The 16216-nt window shown below is 54.2% G+C and carries 13 protein-coding genes; 12 read left to right on the forward strand and 1 reads right to left on the reverse strand.

Features of this window, described 5'->3' with window-relative positions; all coding sequences use genetic code 11:
• Window positions 1-9: 9 nt before the first annotated feature.
• The 7 genes from ACSZLD_RS11140 (at window position 10) to pyrG (ending at window position 9997) form a co-directional block, all read left to right on the forward strand.
• Window positions 10-1152 carry an acyl-CoA dehydrogenase gene (locus ACSZLD_RS11140; protein ID WP_377909118.1) on the forward strand — a complete coding sequence of 381 codons (1143 nt, stop codon included), beginning with the start codon at window positions 10-12 and terminating at the stop codon, window positions 1150-1152.
• 30 nt (window positions 1153-1182) lie between these two features.
• The gene (locus ACSZLD_RS11145; RefSeq protein WP_377909119.1) at window positions 1183-2325 is read left to right on the forward strand and encodes an acyl-CoA dehydrogenase; all 1143 of its coding nucleotides are present in this window, start codon (window positions 1183-1185) and stop codon (window positions 2323-2325) included.
• A 20-nt stretch (window positions 2326-2345) separates the two neighbouring features.
• Complete coding sequence (gene meaB, locus ACSZLD_RS11150; RefSeq protein WP_444685206.1) at window positions 2346-3269, forward strand: methylmalonyl Co-A mutase-associated GTPase MeaB; 924 nt, start codon at window positions 2346-2348, stop codon at window positions 3267-3269.
• A gap of 4 nt (window positions 3270-3273) precedes the next feature.
• Window positions 3274-3939, forward strand: a complete 666-nt coding sequence (locus ACSZLD_RS11155; RefSeq protein ID WP_377909121.1) for a TetR/AcrR family transcriptional regulator — start codon at window positions 3274-3276, stop codon at window positions 3937-3939.
• A gap of 3 nt (window positions 3940-3942) precedes the next feature.
• Window positions 3943-7215 carry a fused isobutyryl-CoA mutase/GTPase IcmF gene (gene icmF / locus ACSZLD_RS11160; protein ID WP_377909122.1) on the forward strand — a complete coding sequence of 1091 codons (3273 nt, stop codon included), beginning with the start codon at window positions 3943-3945 and terminating at the stop codon, window positions 7213-7215.
• A gap of 154 nt (window positions 7216-7369) precedes the next feature.
• Entirely contained in the window at window positions 7370-7861 is a 492-nt protein-coding gene (gene rpoE / locus ACSZLD_RS11165) for a DNA-directed RNA polymerase subunit delta (protein ID WP_377909123.1), read from the forward strand.
• 540 nt (window positions 7862-8401) lie between these two features.
• The gene (gene pyrG / locus ACSZLD_RS11170; RefSeq protein ID WP_444685207.1) at window positions 8402-9997 is read left to right on the forward strand and encodes a CTP synthase; all 1596 of its coding nucleotides are present in this window, start codon (window positions 8402-8404) and stop codon (window positions 9995-9997) included.
• 130 nt (window positions 9998-10127) lie between these two features.
• Here pyrG and ACSZLD_RS11175 read toward each other — a convergent pair whose 3' ends face one another.
• Window positions 10128-10634 (reverse strand): DUF2529 family protein, encoded by a 507-nt coding sequence (locus tag ACSZLD_RS11175; RefSeq protein ID WP_444685208.1) that lies wholly within the window; start codon window positions 10632-10634, stop codon window positions 10128-10130.
• A 213-nt stretch (window positions 10635-10847) separates the two neighbouring features.
• Here ACSZLD_RS11175 and ACSZLD_RS11180 point away from each other — a divergent pair, with 213 nt between their 5' ends.
• The 5 genes from ACSZLD_RS11180 to rho all read left to right on the forward strand — a co-directional run bounded on the left by ACSZLD_RS11180 (window position 10848) and on the right by rho (window position 16144).
• Window positions 10848-11222, forward strand: a complete 375-nt coding sequence (locus ACSZLD_RS11180) for a response regulator (protein WP_377909126.1) — start codon at window positions 10848-10850, stop codon at window positions 11220-11222.
• Between the two features lie 219 nt (window positions 11223-11441).
• Window positions 11442-12308 (forward strand): class II fructose-1,6-bisphosphate aldolase, encoded by an 867-nt coding sequence (gene fba / locus ACSZLD_RS11185; RefSeq protein WP_377909127.1) that lies wholly within the window; start codon window positions 11442-11444, stop codon window positions 12306-12308.
• A gap of 114 nt (window positions 12309-12422) precedes the next feature.
• On the forward strand, window positions 12423-13070 hold the full coding sequence (fsa, locus tag ACSZLD_RS11190) for a fructose-6-phosphate aldolase (protein ID WP_377909128.1): 648 nt from the start codon (window positions 12423-12425) through the stop codon (window positions 13068-13070).
• A 112-nt stretch (window positions 13071-13182) separates the two neighbouring features.
• Window positions 13183-14469, forward strand: coding sequence for a UDP-N-acetylglucosamine 1-carboxyvinyltransferase (gene murA / locus ACSZLD_RS11195; RefSeq protein ID WP_444685238.1), 1287 nt, complete (start codon window positions 13183-13185; stop codon window positions 14467-14469).
• 403 nt (window positions 14470-14872) lie between these two features.
• Window positions 14873-16144 carry a transcription termination factor Rho gene (gene rho / locus ACSZLD_RS11200; protein ID WP_377909129.1) on the forward strand — a complete coding sequence of 424 codons (1272 nt, stop codon included), beginning with the start codon at window positions 14873-14875 and terminating at the stop codon, window positions 16142-16144.
• Window positions 16145-16216 lie beyond the last annotated feature (72 nt).

Raw genomic sequence — 16216 nt, forward strand, 5'->3', positions numbered from 1 at the left:
GACGACAGCATGAATTTAACCTTTACAGAAGAACAGGAAATGACAAGACGGATGGTGCGCCAGTTTGCCCAGGAAAAAGTGGCGCCCGCTATCGAAAAAATGGAGCGGGAAGACCGCTTCCCGGAAGAAATCGTCCGCCAGATGGGCGAGCTTGGCCTCATGGGCATGCCGATTCCGGAGCAGTACGGCGGGATGGAAATGGACTACACGTCCTATATTCTTGCGATCCATGAGCTTTCCCGCGTCAGTGCGACCGTCGGCGTTATTCTCTCGGTGCATACATCAGTCGGGACAAACCCGATTCTTTACTTCGGAACAGAAGAGCAAAAGCAGCGCTGGGTGCCGAAGCTCGCCTCAGGCGAATACCTCGGAGCGTTCGCTGTTTCAGAAGCAGGAGCAGGAAGCGATGTTTCCGGGATGAAGACAACCGCGATTGCCGATGGCGACGACTATGTGTTAAACGGATCAAAAATGTGGATCACAAACGGCGGCTACGCCGATACGTATATCGTGTTCGCCCGCACCTCCAAGGATCCGGGCAGCAAAAGCATCAGCGCGTTCGTCGTGGAAAAAGGCACTCCGGGCTTTACCGTCCAGCCAAAGGAAAAGAAGATGGGCCTGAAAGGATCGAGCACGTGCCCGATCACATTTGAAGACTGCCGCATTCCAAAAGCGAACCGTCTCGGTGAAGAAGGAGACGGCTTCAAGATTGCCATGGCCAACCTGGATGCGGGGCGCATTGGTATCGCAGCGCAGGCGCTCGGCATTGCAGAAGCAGCGCTTGAAGCAGCAACGGCTTATGCAAAGGAACGCAAGCAGTTCGGCAAGCCGATCGGACAGATGCAGGGCATCGGCTTTAAGCTTGCCGATATGGCAACGAGCGTGGAAGCAGCCAAGCTGCTCACCTACCGGGCGGCATCCCTGCGAAACGCAGGCAATCCGGCTGGAAAAGAAGCCTCGATGGCGAAAATGTTTGCTTCAGATACAGCGATGAAAACAGCGATTGAAGCGGTGCAGATTCACGGAGGCTACGGTTTTACAGAAGACTATCCGGTTGAGCGCTATTTCCGGGATGCGAAAGTGACCCAGATTTATGAAGGTACGAACGAAATTCAAAAAATCGTCGTCAGCAACCACCTGTTAAAAGGGTAATGCGGGCAAACGATAAAAGGAGCGGGAGACATGCAGTTTCAATTAACAGACGAGCAGGAAATGATCAGAAAAATGGTACGTGATTTTGCCGTAAACGAAGTAGAGCCGACAGCAGCAGAGCGGGATGAGGAAGAGCGGTTTGACCGCGGCCTGTTCGATCAGATGGCAGAGCTTGGCTTGACGGGCATTCCATGGCCGGAGGAATACGGCGGCATCGGCGCCGATTATTTAAGCTACGTGATTGCGGTAGAGGAGCTGTCGCGTATTTGTGCATCGACCGGCGTCACACTGTCAGCGCACGTGTCACTCGCCGGCTGGCCGGTGTACACGTTTGGCACAGAAGAGCAGAAGCAGCGCTACTTAAAGCCGATGGCAGAAGGCAAGCTGCTCGGCGCGTACTGCCTGTCAGAGCCGGGATCTGGAAGTGATGCGGCCGCCATGAAAACGACAGCGAAGCGTGACGGCGACGACTACTTGTTAAACGGCTCGAAGGTCTGGATTACAAACGGCGGTGCAGCAGACGTGTACCTCGTGTTTGCGCTGACGGACCCGGAAAAGAAGCATAAGGGCTGTACCGCGTTCATACTCGAAAAAGGCATGGAAGGCTTCACGATGGGCAAGAAGGAAAAGAAGCTCGGCATCCGTTCCTCCCCGACGCTTGAAGTGATCATGGACAACGTCCGCGTTCCAGCTGCCAACCGGCTCGGTGAAGAAGGCGAAGGTTTTAAAATTGCGATGATGACACTCGACGGCGGACGCAACGGAATCGCTGCACAGGCAGTCGGGATCGCGCAGGGAGCTCTCGATCACGCCACTGCCTACGCGAAGGAGCGAAAGCAGTTTGGCAAGCCGATCGGGCAGATGCAGGGCATCAGCTTTAAGCTTGCCGATATGGCAACGAAAATTGAAGCGTCCCGCCTGCTCACGTATCAGGCAGCTTGGAGAGAGTCAGAAGGCGTATCTTACGGCCTGCAGTCGGCCATGTCGAAGCTGATGGCTGGTGACACGGCGATGGAAGTAACGGTGGAAGCGGTCCAGGTACACGGCGGCTACGGCTTTACGAAGGATTATCCGGTGGAACGCTACATGCGTGATGCAAAAATCACGCAGATCTATGAAGGTACAAACGAAGTGCAGCGGCTCGTCATTTCGAAGATGCTGCTCGCAGACTAACGCAGTCAGGAGGGAAGCCGGTGAATGTAAATCTGGAGGCGCTGCTGGACGGCCGGGAACGGCAAGTCGGCCGCGCCATCTCCATTGTAGAAGACCGGCATCCGGACCAGCGGGAGCTGATGCAGAGAATTCATCCGCATACCGGCCGGGCACAGGTCGTCGGCATCACCGGATCACCCGGTGCCGGCAAAAGCTCACTCGTGAATCAGCTGCTGAAGCATTGGCGTCAAAAGGGCGAGAAGGTAGCGGTTGTGGCTGTCGATCCGACGAGTCCGTTTTCAGGAGGAGCACTGCTCGGCGACCGGATCCGCATGCATGATCACGACGCCGACAGCGGCGTGTTTATCCGCAGCATGGGCACACGCGGCAGCCTCGGCGGGCTCTCGGAAGCGTGTCAGGATACGGTGCGGCTGCTCGATGCCGCAGGCTATGACCGGGTCGTGGTGGAAACAGTCGGGGTTGGACAGTCGGAGCTCGATATTATGAAAACGGCGGATACGGTTGCGCTTGTGTTGTATCCGTCAGGCGGCGACATCATTCAGGCCTTTAAAGCAGGCATTATGGAAATTGCCGACCTGTTCATCATTAACAAAGCCGATTTGCCGGGTGTAAACCAGCTGAAAGCAGAGCTTGAAGACCTCTTGCATATATCGGGAGCGCCTTCGTATAAATCAATCAGCGAAACGGTTTCAACGACTGGAGAAGGAACCGAGGCCGTGATTGAAGCACTGGAGAAGCACCACGAGTGGCTGAAGCAGTCGGGAGAAAAGCAGGACAGGCGCGTACGTCAGCTGGAAACGGACGTCCGCCGCCGCGTGCTGGAACGTCTCGGTAAAGAAGTCGAGCCGGTGCTCGCAGAAGTGATGCAGCAAGGCGGGACACACGATCCATATGAATTGGCAGACCGCATTTACAAACGGCTTCAGGATAGGAAAGGGGAGTGATCCGATGGGGAAAAAGCAGGTGCCGTCTCTCGTAAAGGATGAACGGCTTATTTCACGCCGCAGGGCGCAGATCGTCAAAGCCGCTGTCGGTTTATTTAACGAAAAAGGCTACCATAAAGCAACGACGAGAGAGGTCGCCAATGCATCCGGATTCAGCATCGGCACGCTCTATGAATACATCGGGTCGAAAGAAGACATCCTCTTTCTCGTTTGTGATTCGGTTTACGATGAGGTCGTCAGAAAGTGGGAAAAACTGCTCGACAGCAATCTGCGCGGGCTGGAGCGGCTCCGGCAGGTGATCGAATCGTATTTCCGCGTCGTCGATGACCTGCAGGATGAAGTGCTCGTCATGTATCAGGAGACGAAGTCGCTCTCCGGGGAAGCGCTCCGCTACGTATTGGAAAAAGAAATCCGGATCAAGGACGTGTTTGAAAAAGAGCTCATCAACGCGCGGGAGGAAGGTGTATTAACGATGGATGACAGGCAGCTGTCGCTCGCTGCCCACCACATTCTCGTCGTCGGCCAGATGTGGACCTTCCGCCGCTGGGCCGTTCAAAAAGAATACAGCGTGGATGAATACATCGACTATCAGCTCCGTCAGCTCATTTACGGATTTGGAGTCAACGAACAGGCGCCGGATAAGCAGCCGGTGCCGCAAAAGGAGGAATAGCGTATGGAAAAGACGTCTCAACAGCCGGTTCAGCAGCAGGAAAAGTATGTCCCAAAGCACCCGGTCCGCTTCGTAACAGCATCCGCTCTGTTTGATGGACACGACGCGTCCATCAACATTATGCGCCGCATGCTGCAGGCGTCCGGCGCAGAGGTGATTCACCTCGGGCACAACCGGTCCGTCGGTGAAGTCGCACAGGCAGCCGTACAGGAAGATGTGCAGGGAATTGCAATTTCGTCCTATCAGGGCGGTCACGTGGAGTATTTCAAGTACTTGCACGATGAGCTGGAACGTCTCGGCGCCGGTCATATTAAGCTGTTCGGCGGAGGCGGCGGGGTGATTATTCCTGCTGAAATCCGCGAACTGCACGACTACGGCATCACACGCATCTTCTCACCGGAGGACGGACGCCGCTTCGGCCTGCAGGGCATGATCGATCAAATGATGGAAGCATGTGACTTTGAAACACCGGCTGCAGGACTTGGGTTGGAGCACATCATCGACGCGGATCGGCGGGCACTCGCTAAATTTATTACGAGTGCTGAGAAAAAGGCGTTCGGCGAGGAGCTCCGTGACGAAGAGAGCGGGGTGCTGGAAGCGATTCGCGAAAAGGCGGGTACGACAGCGCCGGTGCTCGGCATCACCGGTACGGGCGGTGCTGGAAAAAGCTCCCTGACCGATGAACTGATCCGCCGCTTTCTGCGGGCGTTTCCGGATAAACGGGCTGCCGTGCTGTCGGTCGACCCGACGAAAAAGAAAACCGGAGGTGCGCTGCTTGGCGACCGGATCCGCATGAATGCGATTCACCATGACCGCGTCTACATGCGATCGCTTGCTACGCGGGACAGCCGGCAGGAGCTTTCGAAGGCTGTTGAGGAAGCCATCCCGGTTGTACGGCTGGCCGGTTTTGACCTGATTATCGTTGAAACGAGCGGGATCGGCCAGGGTGACGCTGCGGTGACAGACGTGTCTGACGTTTCCATGTACGTGATGACGAGCGAATTCGGAGCACCATCGCAGCTGGAGAAAATTGACATGATCGACTTCGCAGACATCATTGCGATTAATAAATTCGACCGGAAAGGATCGGAAGACGCACGCCGGGAAGTACGCAAGCAGTATCAGCGCAGCCATCTCCGCTTTGATGAAGAGCCGGAAACGATGCCGGTTTACGGTACAGTAGCGAGCCAGTTTAACGATCCGGGTACGAACCGTCTCTTTTTCGAGCTCGTTCAGGTGATCAACAACAGCTGCGGCATGGAATGGGAGACGGATCTTGGGGAGCATGACGAAATTCAGCTTCGCAGCGCCGTCATTCCGGCCGAGCAGGTGCATTATTTACGGGAGATTGCACAGACCGTAAAAGGCTACCACCAGGAAACAGAGGAGCAGGCGGGCTATGCGCGCAGTTTGTTCCAGCTGGAAGGCACGCTGCAGCTGCTGGAAGAAACCGGCGCATCGGTGGAAGACGTCGCCAGGCTGAAGCAGGAAACAGAGCAAAAGCTGCTTCCGGACGTCAAAAAGACGCTCGACACGTGGGAAAAAACGAAGCAGGCATATGCGCAGGATACGTTTACGACGAAAATCCGCGACAAGGAGATCGTGACGGAGCTGAAAACCCGCTCGCTTTCCGGACTTGATATCCCGAAGGTTGCCCTCCCGAAATATGAAAACTACGGAGATATCATCCGCTGGGTCCGCAGCGAAAACGTGCCAGGTGTCTTTCCTTATACGGCAGGTGTCTTTCCATTTAAGCGAAAAGGGGAAGATCCAAAACGGCAGTTTGCCGGAGAAGGCAGTCCGGCGAGAACGAACCGCCGCTTCCACTACTTGTCGGAGGGCGATGAGGCGAAGCGTCTCAGCACGGCGTTTGACTCCGTTACGCTTTACGGGGAAGATCCGGACTACCGTCCTGATATCTACGGGAAGGTCGGCGAATCCGGCGTCAGCATCTGTACGCTGGACGACATGAAGCAGCTGTACGAAGGCTTTGATTTGACCGCACCGTCCACGTCCGTGTCGATGACGATCAACGGACCGGCTCCGATCATCCTTGCGATGTTCATGAATACAGCCGTTGACCAGCAGGTCGAGCTCTTCACAGAGCGTGAAGGCCGCAACCCGACAGAAGACGAGCGCGCCCGTATTCAGGAACAGACGCTGCAAGTCGTTCGCGGTACTGTTCAGGCCGACATCTTAAAAGAAGACCAGGGCCAGAACACGTGTATTTTCTCAACGGAATTTGCGCTGCGTATGATGGGGGATATTCAGCAGTACTTCATCGACCAACGCGTGCGAAACTACTATTCCGTGTCAATCAGCGGCTATCACATCGCAGAAGCCGGAGCGAATCCGATCAGTCAGCTGGCGTTTACGCTGTCCAACGGCTTCACGTACGTCGAGTACTACTTAAGCCGGGGCATGAACGTCAACGACTTTGCGCCAAATCTGTCCTTCTTCTTCAGTAACGGCCTCGACCCGGAATATGCGGTTATCGGTCGCGTTGCCCGCCGTATTTGGGCGACGGCAATGAAGAAAAAATACGGCGCGAACGAGCGCAGCCAGAAGCTGAAGTATCACATTCAGACGTCCGGCCGTTCGCTGCACGCGCAGGAAGTCGATTTTAATGACATCCGTACGACGCTGCAGGCCCTGATGGCGATTTACGACAACTGTAACTCCCTCCATACCAATGCGTATGACGAGGCGGTGACCACGCCGACAGAAGAGAGCGTAAGGCGCGCGATGGCGATCCAGCTCATCATCACGAAGGAGATGGGACTCGCCAAAAACGAAAACTCGCTGCAGGGCTCGTATATCATTGAAGAGCTGACCGACCTCGTCGAGGAAGCGGTTCTGCTCGAAATGGAGCGGATGAGCGACCGCGGCGGCGTGCTCGGCGCGATGGAAACACAGTACCAGCGCGGAAAAATTCAGGAAGAGTCCCTGCTGTATGAGACGAAAAAGCACAACGGCGACCTGCCGATCATCGGCGTGAACACGTACCTGAATCCGAACCCGCCGTCCGAAGAGGACTTCGATATGGAGCTTGCGCGTGCCTCCCGTGAGGAAAAAGAAGGTCAGATCTCCAGGCTGAAAGACTTCCAGGAGCGCCATGCACTAGAGGCGGAAGAAGCGCTGGAGCGGCTGAAGCAGACGGCGCTGTCCGGCGGCAACATCTTCGCAGAGCTCATGACAACCGTACGCTCAGCGAGTCTTGGTCAGATCACCTCTGCCCTTTACGAAGTCGGCGGACAGTACCGGCGCAACCTGTAGAAAATAATTTTACGCATCCGCTGGAAAAACAGGCGGCAGTATGTTTATAATGGAAGGTATGAATTTATGCGTATAACGGGAGCCGTCCGCCCGAAGCAAGGCGGGCTGCTTCTGATTATGGATACAGGATGAAGGGAAAGGGTGTGCCTCACTTATGGCGTTGAAGGATTACACAGAAGAACAGCTGAAGGAAATTTCGATGATTGAAGTGACGTTTGAGCTGCTGACGGAAAAGAACAGCCCCGAGGACTACGGTGTACTGATCAACCGCGTAGCTGAAATTCAAGGTCTGACAGAAGAGCGTAAGCAGGAGCGCATCGCGCATCTCTATACACAAATGTCTCTGGACGGCCGTTTCGTGAACCTCGGTGACAACCGCTGGGCACTTCGTTCCTGGTATCCGTTTGAGCAGACGGAAGAAGAGCTGTCTCAAATGATGCCGAAAAAGCGTAAAGCAGATGCAGAAGAGGCGCTTGAGGACGAGCTTGAAGAATACGACGAGTTCGAGGACATCGAGGACGAGCTGGACGAGCTTGCGAACGAAGAAGATGCAGACGTGGATGAATCAGACGAATTCGATACCGAAGAAGAGCCTGTCGTTGGCGAAGACGACGAGGATGAAGAAGAGGAAGAAGAAACGAATTAACAGACAACGAGAAGCCGTCCCGTGCAGCCAGCGCGGGGCGGCTTTCGTTTAGTCTGACAAAAGCGTGTGCGAGCGGACTGGCGTGCTGCGAAAGTGGTTCACATTTCCTGCAAAAGCGTGAACCTCTCTCCCGAAGCGTTTACCTTCAGCTGGAAAACGGTAACCTCGGCCGGCAAGTGTTCACGGGCATCAACCTGGGACTGATCTCCCGAAGAAAGCTTCATTTGCAACGGCAAAGCATTCAGCTTTGTTCCCTTTTTTGGCGCTCGCAGAGAGGCGCTTCTGGTTCACGCATCCGTTTCCATCCGGTCTGCACAACGAGGGCTTTAGCCTGATTTTGCGAGAGCATGAAAGTCCGCCTTGACTTTTGATCATGCCCCGGATAGAATCATGTTTGGGCTCCCTAAAACGGAGTAGCGGAACAGACATGTACGCGCCCCCTCTTTCTGAGAGGGGGCGCTTTTCTTTTTTGCACACAAAGCCCGGACGTAAAGCAGCGCCGGAAGGCATTCGGCATGCACGATAAAGGAGATGAGCAGAATGACAAAGTATATTTTCGTAACAGGCGGTGTCGTTTCCTCCCTTGGAAAAGGCATCACAGCCGCATCATTGGGAAGGCTCTTGAAAAACCGCGGAATGAAAGTGACCATCCAGAAGTTTGATCCGTACATCAACGTCGATCCGGGAACGATGAGCCCGTATCAGCACGGGGAAGTCTTCGTAACAGATGACGGGGCGGAAACGGACCTCGACCTCGGTCACTATGAGCGCTTCATCGACATCAACCTCGGTAAATACAGCAACGTCACGACAGGAAAGGTCTATTCCTCCGTCCTGAAAAAAGAGCGCCGCGGCGACTACCTCGGCGGGACCGTGCAGGTTATTCCGCACATCACAAATGAGATTAAAGGACGCATCAAGCAGGCGGCTTCAGAAGGAAATCCGGATATCGTGATTACGGAAATCGGCGGCACAGTCGGAGATATTGAGAGTCTGCCGTTCCTCGAAGCGATTCGCCAGGTGAAGAGCGACCTCGGGGCTGAAAATGTCCTTTACATTCACTGCACGCTCATCCCTTATTTGGCTGCAGCAGGTGAAATGAAGTCGAAGCCGACACAGCACAGCGTGAAGGAGCTGCGCAGTCTCGGCATTCAGCCAAACGTGATCGTCGTGCGTACCGAGCGTCCGGTGCCGACAGAAATGAAGGATAAAATTGCGTTATTCTGCGACATTGATAAGCGGGCGGTAATTGAAGCGCGCGATGCGGATACTCTGTACGAAGTGCCGCTTCATCTGCAGGAGCAGAAGCTTGATCAATTCGTTTGCGACCACCTCAGCCTGAACTGCAAAGAAGCAGATATGACCGAGTGGAACGCGCTCGTCGACCGTGTTAAAAATCTCTCCCGCAGCATTACAATTGCCCTGGTCGGCAAATACGTCGAGCTTCCGGATGCATATTTGTCTGTGGCAGAGGCACTTAAGCATGCAGGCTTCCAGTTCGATGCTGACGTATCGATCAAATGGGTCAACTCGGAAGAAGTTTCACGTGAAACAATCGCCGAACAGGTTGCCGGTGCAGACGGTATTCTTGTGCCGGGCGGATTCGGCGACCGCGGTGTTGAAGGGAAGATCGCGGCGATTGAACACGCACGTGTTAACGGCGTTCCGTTTCTCGGCATCTGCCTCGGCATGCAGTTAGCCACGGTCGAATTTGCACGCAACGTACTCGGCTATGAGCAGGCGCATTCGGCTGAGCTCGATCCGGCGACTCCAGATCCGGTAATCGACCTGCTTCCTGAGCAGAAGGACGTGGAAGATCTTGGCGGCACGCTCCGCCTCGGCCTCTATCCGTGCAAGCTGACGCCGGACACGAAGGCGTTCGAAGCTTACGGAGAGCCGGTCGTATACGAGCGGCACCGTCACCGCTATGAGTTTAACAACAAATACCGCGAAGAAATGATTGAAAAAGGCTTTGCTTTCTCCGGCACTAGCCCGGACGGCCGCCTCGTGGAAGTAATTGAGCTGACGGATCATCCGTTCTTTGTGGCGTCCCAGTTCCATCCGGAATTCGTGTCCCGTCCAACAAGACCGCAGCCGCTCTTCCGGGAGTTCATCCGCGCTGCTTCCGACAACTGATCGTATAGAAAATAAGAAAAGGACCGGCGGCTGCCGGTCCTTTCCTGTTTTAAGATGAAGTCATCCTGCTCTTAGAAGGTATTCCCTTTGATGAAGAGATTCTTTTCGGTCAGTGGTTCTGCACGAAGCCTTAGTCTTCGTGCTCTTCGATGATTTCCTGCAGCTGAAAAAAGAGCATGTAGTACAGGTGAAGAGTGACGAGCAGGTGCGGCTCGCCGATCCGTGTGCCCGACTCGGTCGGGAGCAGCGGGCGCGTCACACCGGTCGGCAGGGAGAACGAGCGGATGCTGTCTGCTTCCTCCGAAGCTTCGGGTGAGGCGACGACGAGTACGGCCCCGGCATCGGCAGCACGTGTTTCGGCTGCGGCAGTCTCTTCACGGCTGGACGTGAACACCCAGACCGTATCCAAATCCGTCAGCACTGTGTCGTCCTCCAGCCGTTCGGCATCCTGAACGGCATCCGCCCCGTGCACGGCCTGGGATACAATTCCGCCGAGATCGGCGCTTGAAGCGACATAAAGATGACCATCGCCGATCAGGCTTTGCGCTGTCATCCGGGCAGCATCTTCGACGGACTCCTCAAGGACCTCCAGCTTCTGAAGAAGCCCGCTCACTTGTGTATCAAACATTTTTTTCATGACTATCCATCCTTTCCTTTCCATCTAAGCCTATCATGAGCATAGCGGTTCCATCTAACTGTTGCCTGCAACACGCCGTTTGAAACCAAAAGAACCAGCGGGAACGGCCGATCCGAAAAACAATGATTGATCTTTTCGATCAGATTCACTATTATGGTAACAAAAGGTAATTGAAGGAAGAATATAGGGGATTATGAAGGAAGGGGAATACGTATGGGCCAAAAACTGCTGGTTGTGGATGATCAAATCGGCATCCGCCTCCTGCTGAAGGAAGTACTGGAAAAAGACGGCTATGAAACGTTCGAGGCGTCCAATGGGCAGGCCGCACTCGACATGATTCAGTCTGAAGAGCCGGACCTTGTCCTGCTGGATATGAAAATACCGGGCATGGACGGTATCGAAATATTGCGGGAGATGCGTGCCAGAAGCATGGCAACAGAAGTATTTATGATGACGGCATACGGAGAAATGGAGCTGATGCGGGAAGCGGCGGATCTTGGAGCATCCCAGCAGTTTTCCAAACCATTCGATATTGATATCGTTCGGCAGAGCGTGCGGCGGTTTTTTGAGGAAAAGGCGAAACTGTAAGCGCTATCCTTGAAAATAATCGATTCAAACCCGTGAAACGGGAGCGGAATGTGCTATAATGAGGGCGTGAGTTTTTCTGGGCAGCAGCTGGTAAAACGTCCGAATCATACAAATAACAGCCGCGATCAAGCACGATCGCCTTTATTTGTATGCTTTACCCTGCAGTCATCAGAAAAGCTGAAAGAAGCACGTGACCATTCAGAAGGAGGACTTTAGCACATGCCTTTAGTATCGATGAAAGAGATGCTGGAAACAGCAAAAGCCAATTCTTACGGGGTAGGTCAGTTCAACCTGAACAACCTTGAGTTCACGCAGGCGATCCTGCAGGCGGCAGAAGAAGAAAAGTCACCGGTTATTCTCGGTGTATCCGAAGGTGCAGCCCGCTACATGGGCGGATTCAAATCTGTCGTAGCAATGGTTGAAGGGCTGATGGAAAGCTACGGAACAACGGTTCCGGTTGCGATTCACCTGGACCACGGCTCCAGCTTTGAAAAGTGCGTGGAAGCAATGTATGCGGGCTTCACATCTGTGATGATCGACGGCTCCCACCACCCGCTTGAGGAAAACATTGCTCTGACAAAGAAGGTTGTCGAAGTGGCTCACCTGCTCGGCGTTTCTGTTGAAGCAGAGCTTGGCCGTATCGGCGGACAGGAAGATGATCTGATTGTAGACGACGCAGAAGCGGCGTATGCGATCCCTTCCGAGTGTGACCAGCTGATCCGTGAAACGAACGTAGACTGCTTCGCACCAGCTCTTGGTTCTGTACACGGTCCATATAAAGGCGAGCCGAACCTCGGCTTTGACCGCATGGAGGAAATCTCCACGATGACGGAAGTGCCGCTCGTTCTGCACGGCGGAACCGGTATTCCGACAAAAGACATCAAAAAGGCGATTTCTTTTGGCACAGCTAAAATCAACGTGAACACGGAAAACCAGATTTCTTCTGCAAAGGCAGTCCGCGAGACGCTTGATGCGAATCCGGACATGATCGACCCGCGTAAATACCTCGGGCCGGCCCGCGAAGCAATCAAGGAAACCGTGATTGGTAAAATGCGTGAGTTCGGTTCTTCCGGCCAGGCGCAGTAAGCGAAAGGAGAAGGAGGTCAGCAGTGCGCTGACTCCTTCTTTTCCATCATGGGAGAAAGCGTTATCATTTGCCGGGGGAACCCGGACGATTTGCAGCAGAGGAGGAATTCAGCAGTGAAATTTTTTATTGATTCAGCCAATACAGACGAGATCCGCCAGGCGCAGGAGCTTGGCATTCTGGCAGGCGTGACGACCAACCCGTCTCTCGTCGCCAAAGAGGGGGCGGACTTTCATGAAAGGCTCCGGGAAATTACGAGCTTCGTTGAGGAATCTGTCAGTGCGGAAGTAATCGCGACAGACGCGGACGGTATGATCCGGGAAGGCAAGGAACTCGCGGAAATCGCACCGAACATTACGGTGAAGGTGCCGATGACCCTGGAAGGCCTGAAAGCTGTTCGGACGTTCAGCAGCCTCGGAATCAAAACGAATGTGACGCTTGTATTCTCAGCGAATCAGGCGCTGCTTGCTGCACGAGCCGGTGCAAGTTATGTTTCTCCGTTTCTTGGCAGACTGGATGACATCGGACACGACGGCCTCGAGTTGATCGGCACGATTTCCGACATGTTTGACCTGCACGGCATTGAAACAGAAATTATTGCCGCTTCGATCCGCCACCCGCAGCACGTAACAGAGTCGGCCCTGCGCGGCGCTCATATTGCGACGCTGCCGTGGAAGGTCATCGAGCAGCTGACAAAGCACCCGCTTACGGATATCGGTATTGAAAAATTCCTCAGCGACTGGCAGAAAAGCCAGAATGCCTGATAAAGCAAACTGACAGAGGCGGGCGACTCGTCCGCCTGCTTTCTCCGCACGAAGACAGCCCCGGGTACGCAGCAACAATCATCTCATTTTCGTTCAAGGAAGGAACCACGTGATGGATAAAATTTTAATTGAAGGCGGTCATCTGCTGGAAGGCAGTGTCTCGGTCAGCGGCGCTAAAAACAGTGCTGTTGCGCTGATCCCGGCAGCCATGCTGGCAGATTCAACCGTCATCATCGACAACCTGCCTGCTATTTCAGATGTAGGCATACTCGCAGATCTGCTTCAGGAAGCAGGAGCGGAAACAGAGTTTATCAACGGAGCACTTTCCATCAATCCGGAGCGGATGATCGCCATGCCGCTGCCGAACGGCCGTGTGAAGAAGCTGCGCGCCTCCTACTATATGATGGGAGCGATGCTCGGCCGCTTCGGCAAGGCCGTCATTGGACTGCCGGGCGGCTGCAATCTGGGCCCGCGCCCGATCGACCAGCATATTAAAGGGTTCGAAGCCCTAGGTGCGAAGGTGACAAATGAGCAGGGAGCGATTTATCTGCAGGCGGAGAAGCTGACCGGTGCCCGGATATATCTCGACGTCGTAAGCGTCGGCGCTACGATCAATATTATGCTTGCAGCGGTCAGAGCGGAAGGGCGCACCGTGATTGAAAACGCGGCGAAGGAGCCGGAAATCATTGATGTTGCTACGCTGTTAACAAACATGGGGGCAGAAATAAAAGGAGCAGGAACGAACGTCATCCGTATCGAAGGAGTAAAGGAGCTTCACGGATGCCGTCATTCGATTATTCCTGACCGGATTGAAGCTGGAACGTATATGATTTTCGCAGCAGCGATGGGACGCAGCGTAACAGTCGACAACATTATTCCGCTTCATTTGGAATCACTGATGTCGAAGCTTCGCGAAATGGGCGTGAAGATTACGGAAGATGAGGATGCGGTTCATATTGAACGGGCGGATCACCTGCGGCCGGTGGACATTAAAACACTTGTCTACCCGGGATTTGCAACCGATCTGCAGCAGCCCGTCACCGCGCTCTTAACGCAGGCTGACGGCTCCAGCATGGTCACCGATACGATTTACAGCGCCCGCTTTAAGCATACGGACGAGCTCCGCCGCATGGGAGCAGATATTAAAGTGGAAGGCCGCGCAGCACTGGTGAACGGGACGTCCAGGCTGCAGGGAGCCCGCGTGCGCGCGACCGACCTGCGTGCAGGTGCAGCCCTCGTCGCCGCCGGTCTGATCGCAGACGGAGTGACAGAAATCACAGACGTGCATCATATTGACCGCGGTTATGCCAACCTCGAAGAGAAGCTGAATGCGCTTGGAGCGAACGTATGGCGTGAAAAGCTTTCCGTCGAAGAGGAAGAAGAAATTAAAAATTCATAGCGGGAATGCATTGGGCCGCGTCCTTTAGGTGGAGGATCTCGTATCCGGAGAAGACGCGATCTCCGCTGCAACCGGCGTGACGGACGGCGAATGGGGTCCGCTGCTAAGCTCAGACCGGTTTCCCTTACACGTTATGCGTAAACAGCCGCCGTTTTCCAAGCAACGTTTTCAGATTAGGCAGCCAGCGCCGGCTGCCGCAGGCGCTTTGCCTCTTTTTCAAAGCGCCCTGCCTGTTTTCCTCGTACTTCTGCAGACCGTCCTCTCTTGTCAGTCCAGCTCGATTATGATTAGATAAATAAGTCTTGCTTCGCACCGACAGTACAAATACGCTGCCGGATGCTTCCTGCTGGATTTTTGGAAGCAGCGGACAGCTTGAAAACGAAGAAAAGGTTTGGTGACACAAATGGGTGTAACATTAAAAGAAATGGAGCACATGAAGCTGAAAGAGCTTTACGCGCTCGCAAAGGAACATAAAGTTTCCTACTACAGCCAGCTTACGAAAAAAGAGCTGATTTTTGCTATTTTTAAAAAGCAGGCGGAAAACGAAGACCTGATGTTCATGGAAGGGATTTTGGAAATTATCCAAACGGAAGGCTTCGGCTTTCTGCGGTCTAATACATACAAGCCGAGCCCGCAGGATATTTACATTTCCGCTTCGCAAATCCGCCGCTTCCGGCTCCGTAACGGTGATAAAGTATCCGGGAAGGTGAGAAAACCGAAGGAAAACGAACGCTATTACGGACTGCTGCAAGTAGCTGCTGTAAACGGTGAAGATCCTGATAAAGCCTCGGAGCGTCCTCATTTTCCACAGCTGACACCGCTTTATCCGGATCGGAAAATGAAGCTGGAGCACGAACCGAAAATGGTCGCCTCCCGCGTACTCGATATGATTTCTCCGGTCGGCTACGGCCAGCGCGGGCTGATCGTAGCACCGCCTAAAGCAGGTAAAACCCTGCTGCTGAAGGAGGTCGCCAACAGCATCGCCGTCAATCATCCTGAAATGGAGATCATCGTGCTGCTGATCGACGAGCGCCCGGAAGAAGTGACGGATATGGAACGGTCCGTCAAAGGGGAAGTCGTCAGCTCCACGTTTGATGAAGTGCCGGAAAACCATATCAAGGTAGCTGAACTCGTACTTGACCGTGCGATGCGGCTCGTCGAAGCGAAGAAGGACGTCGTTATTTTGATGGACAGCATCACGAGACTTGCACGTGCCTATAATCTCGTTGTACCGCCGAGCGGACGTACGCTTTCCGGCGGGATCGATCCGGCGAGCTTTCACCGTCCGAAGCGCTTTTTCGGAGCTGCCCGAAACATTGAGGAAGGCGGCAGCCTGACGATTCTCGCTACAGCGCTTGTCGAAACCGGCTCCCGCATGGACGATGTCATTTATGAGGAATTTAAAGGCACCGGCAACATGGAGCTGCATCTCGACCGCAAGCTTGCCGAACGACGTATCTATCCGGCGATCGACATTCGCCGCTCCAGCACGCGCCGAGAAGAGCTGCTGCTGCCGCAGGAGCAGATTGAGAACCTGTGGGCGATCCGCCGTACACTCAACGATCAGCCTGACTTCATGGAAAAGTTCCTGAAGAAGGTGAAAGAAACGAAAACAAACGAAGAGCTGTTTGCTTCATTTAAGCGAGCCTCCAAGCCAAAGTCTTCTGATAAATAATCCGGTTCCGCATCCGGGTGAAATAGGACTTGCATTCCGCCTGGCCGCTTGTTATACTCCATCTATGTGTGA

The sequence above is a fragment of the Alkalicoccus luteus genome, from assembly GCF_052061695.1.
In the GTDB taxonomy this organism is placed as follows: Bacteria; Bacillota; Bacilli; order Bacillales; family Salisediminibacteriaceae; genus Alkalicoccus; species Alkalicoccus luteus.

What these genes read in the sequence shown, in the direction of transcription:
- ACSZLD_RS11140 (WP_377909118.1), top strand. Translation starts at nt 10, where the DNA reads ATGAATTTAACCTTTACAGAAGAACAGGAAATGACAAGACGGATGGTG.
- ACSZLD_RS11145 (WP_377909119.1), top strand. Translation starts at nt 1,183, where the DNA reads ATGCAGTTTCAATTAACAGACGAGCAGGAAATGATCAGAAAAATGGTA.
- ACSZLD_RS11155 (WP_377909121.1), top strand. Translation starts at nt 3,274, where the DNA reads ATGGGGAAAAAGCAGGTGCCGTCTCTCGTAAAGGATGAACGGCTTATT.
- icmF (WP_377909122.1), top strand. Translation starts at nt 3,943, where the DNA reads ATGGAAAAGACGTCTCAACAGCCGGTTCAGCAGCAGGAAAAGTATGTC.
- rpoE (WP_377909123.1), top strand. Translation starts at nt 7,370, where the DNA reads ATGGCGTTGAAGGATTACACAGAAGAACAGCTGAAGGAAATTTCGATG.
- pyrG (WP_444685207.1), top strand. Translation starts at nt 8,402, where the DNA reads ATGACAAAGTATATTTTCGTAACAGGCGGTGTCGTTTCCTCCCTTGGA.
- ACSZLD_RS11175 (WP_444685208.1), bottom strand. Translation starts at nt 10,634, where the DNA reads ATGAAAAAAATGTTTGATACACAAGTGAGCGGGCTTCTTCAGAAGCTG.
- ACSZLD_RS11180 (WP_377909126.1), top strand. Translation starts at nt 10,848, where the DNA reads ATGGGCCAAAAACTGCTGGTTGTGGATGATCAAATCGGCATCCGCCTC.
- fba (WP_377909127.1), top strand. Translation starts at nt 11,442, where the DNA reads ATGCCTTTAGTATCGATGAAAGAGATGCTGGAAACAGCAAAAGCCAAT.
- murA (WP_444685238.1), top strand. Translation starts at nt 13,183, where the DNA reads ATGGATAAAATTTTAATTGAAGGCGGTCATCTGCTGGAAGGCAGTGTC.
- rho (WP_377909129.1), top strand. Translation starts at nt 14,873, where the DNA reads ATGGGTGTAACATTAAAAGAAATGGAGCACATGAAGCTGAAAGAGCTT.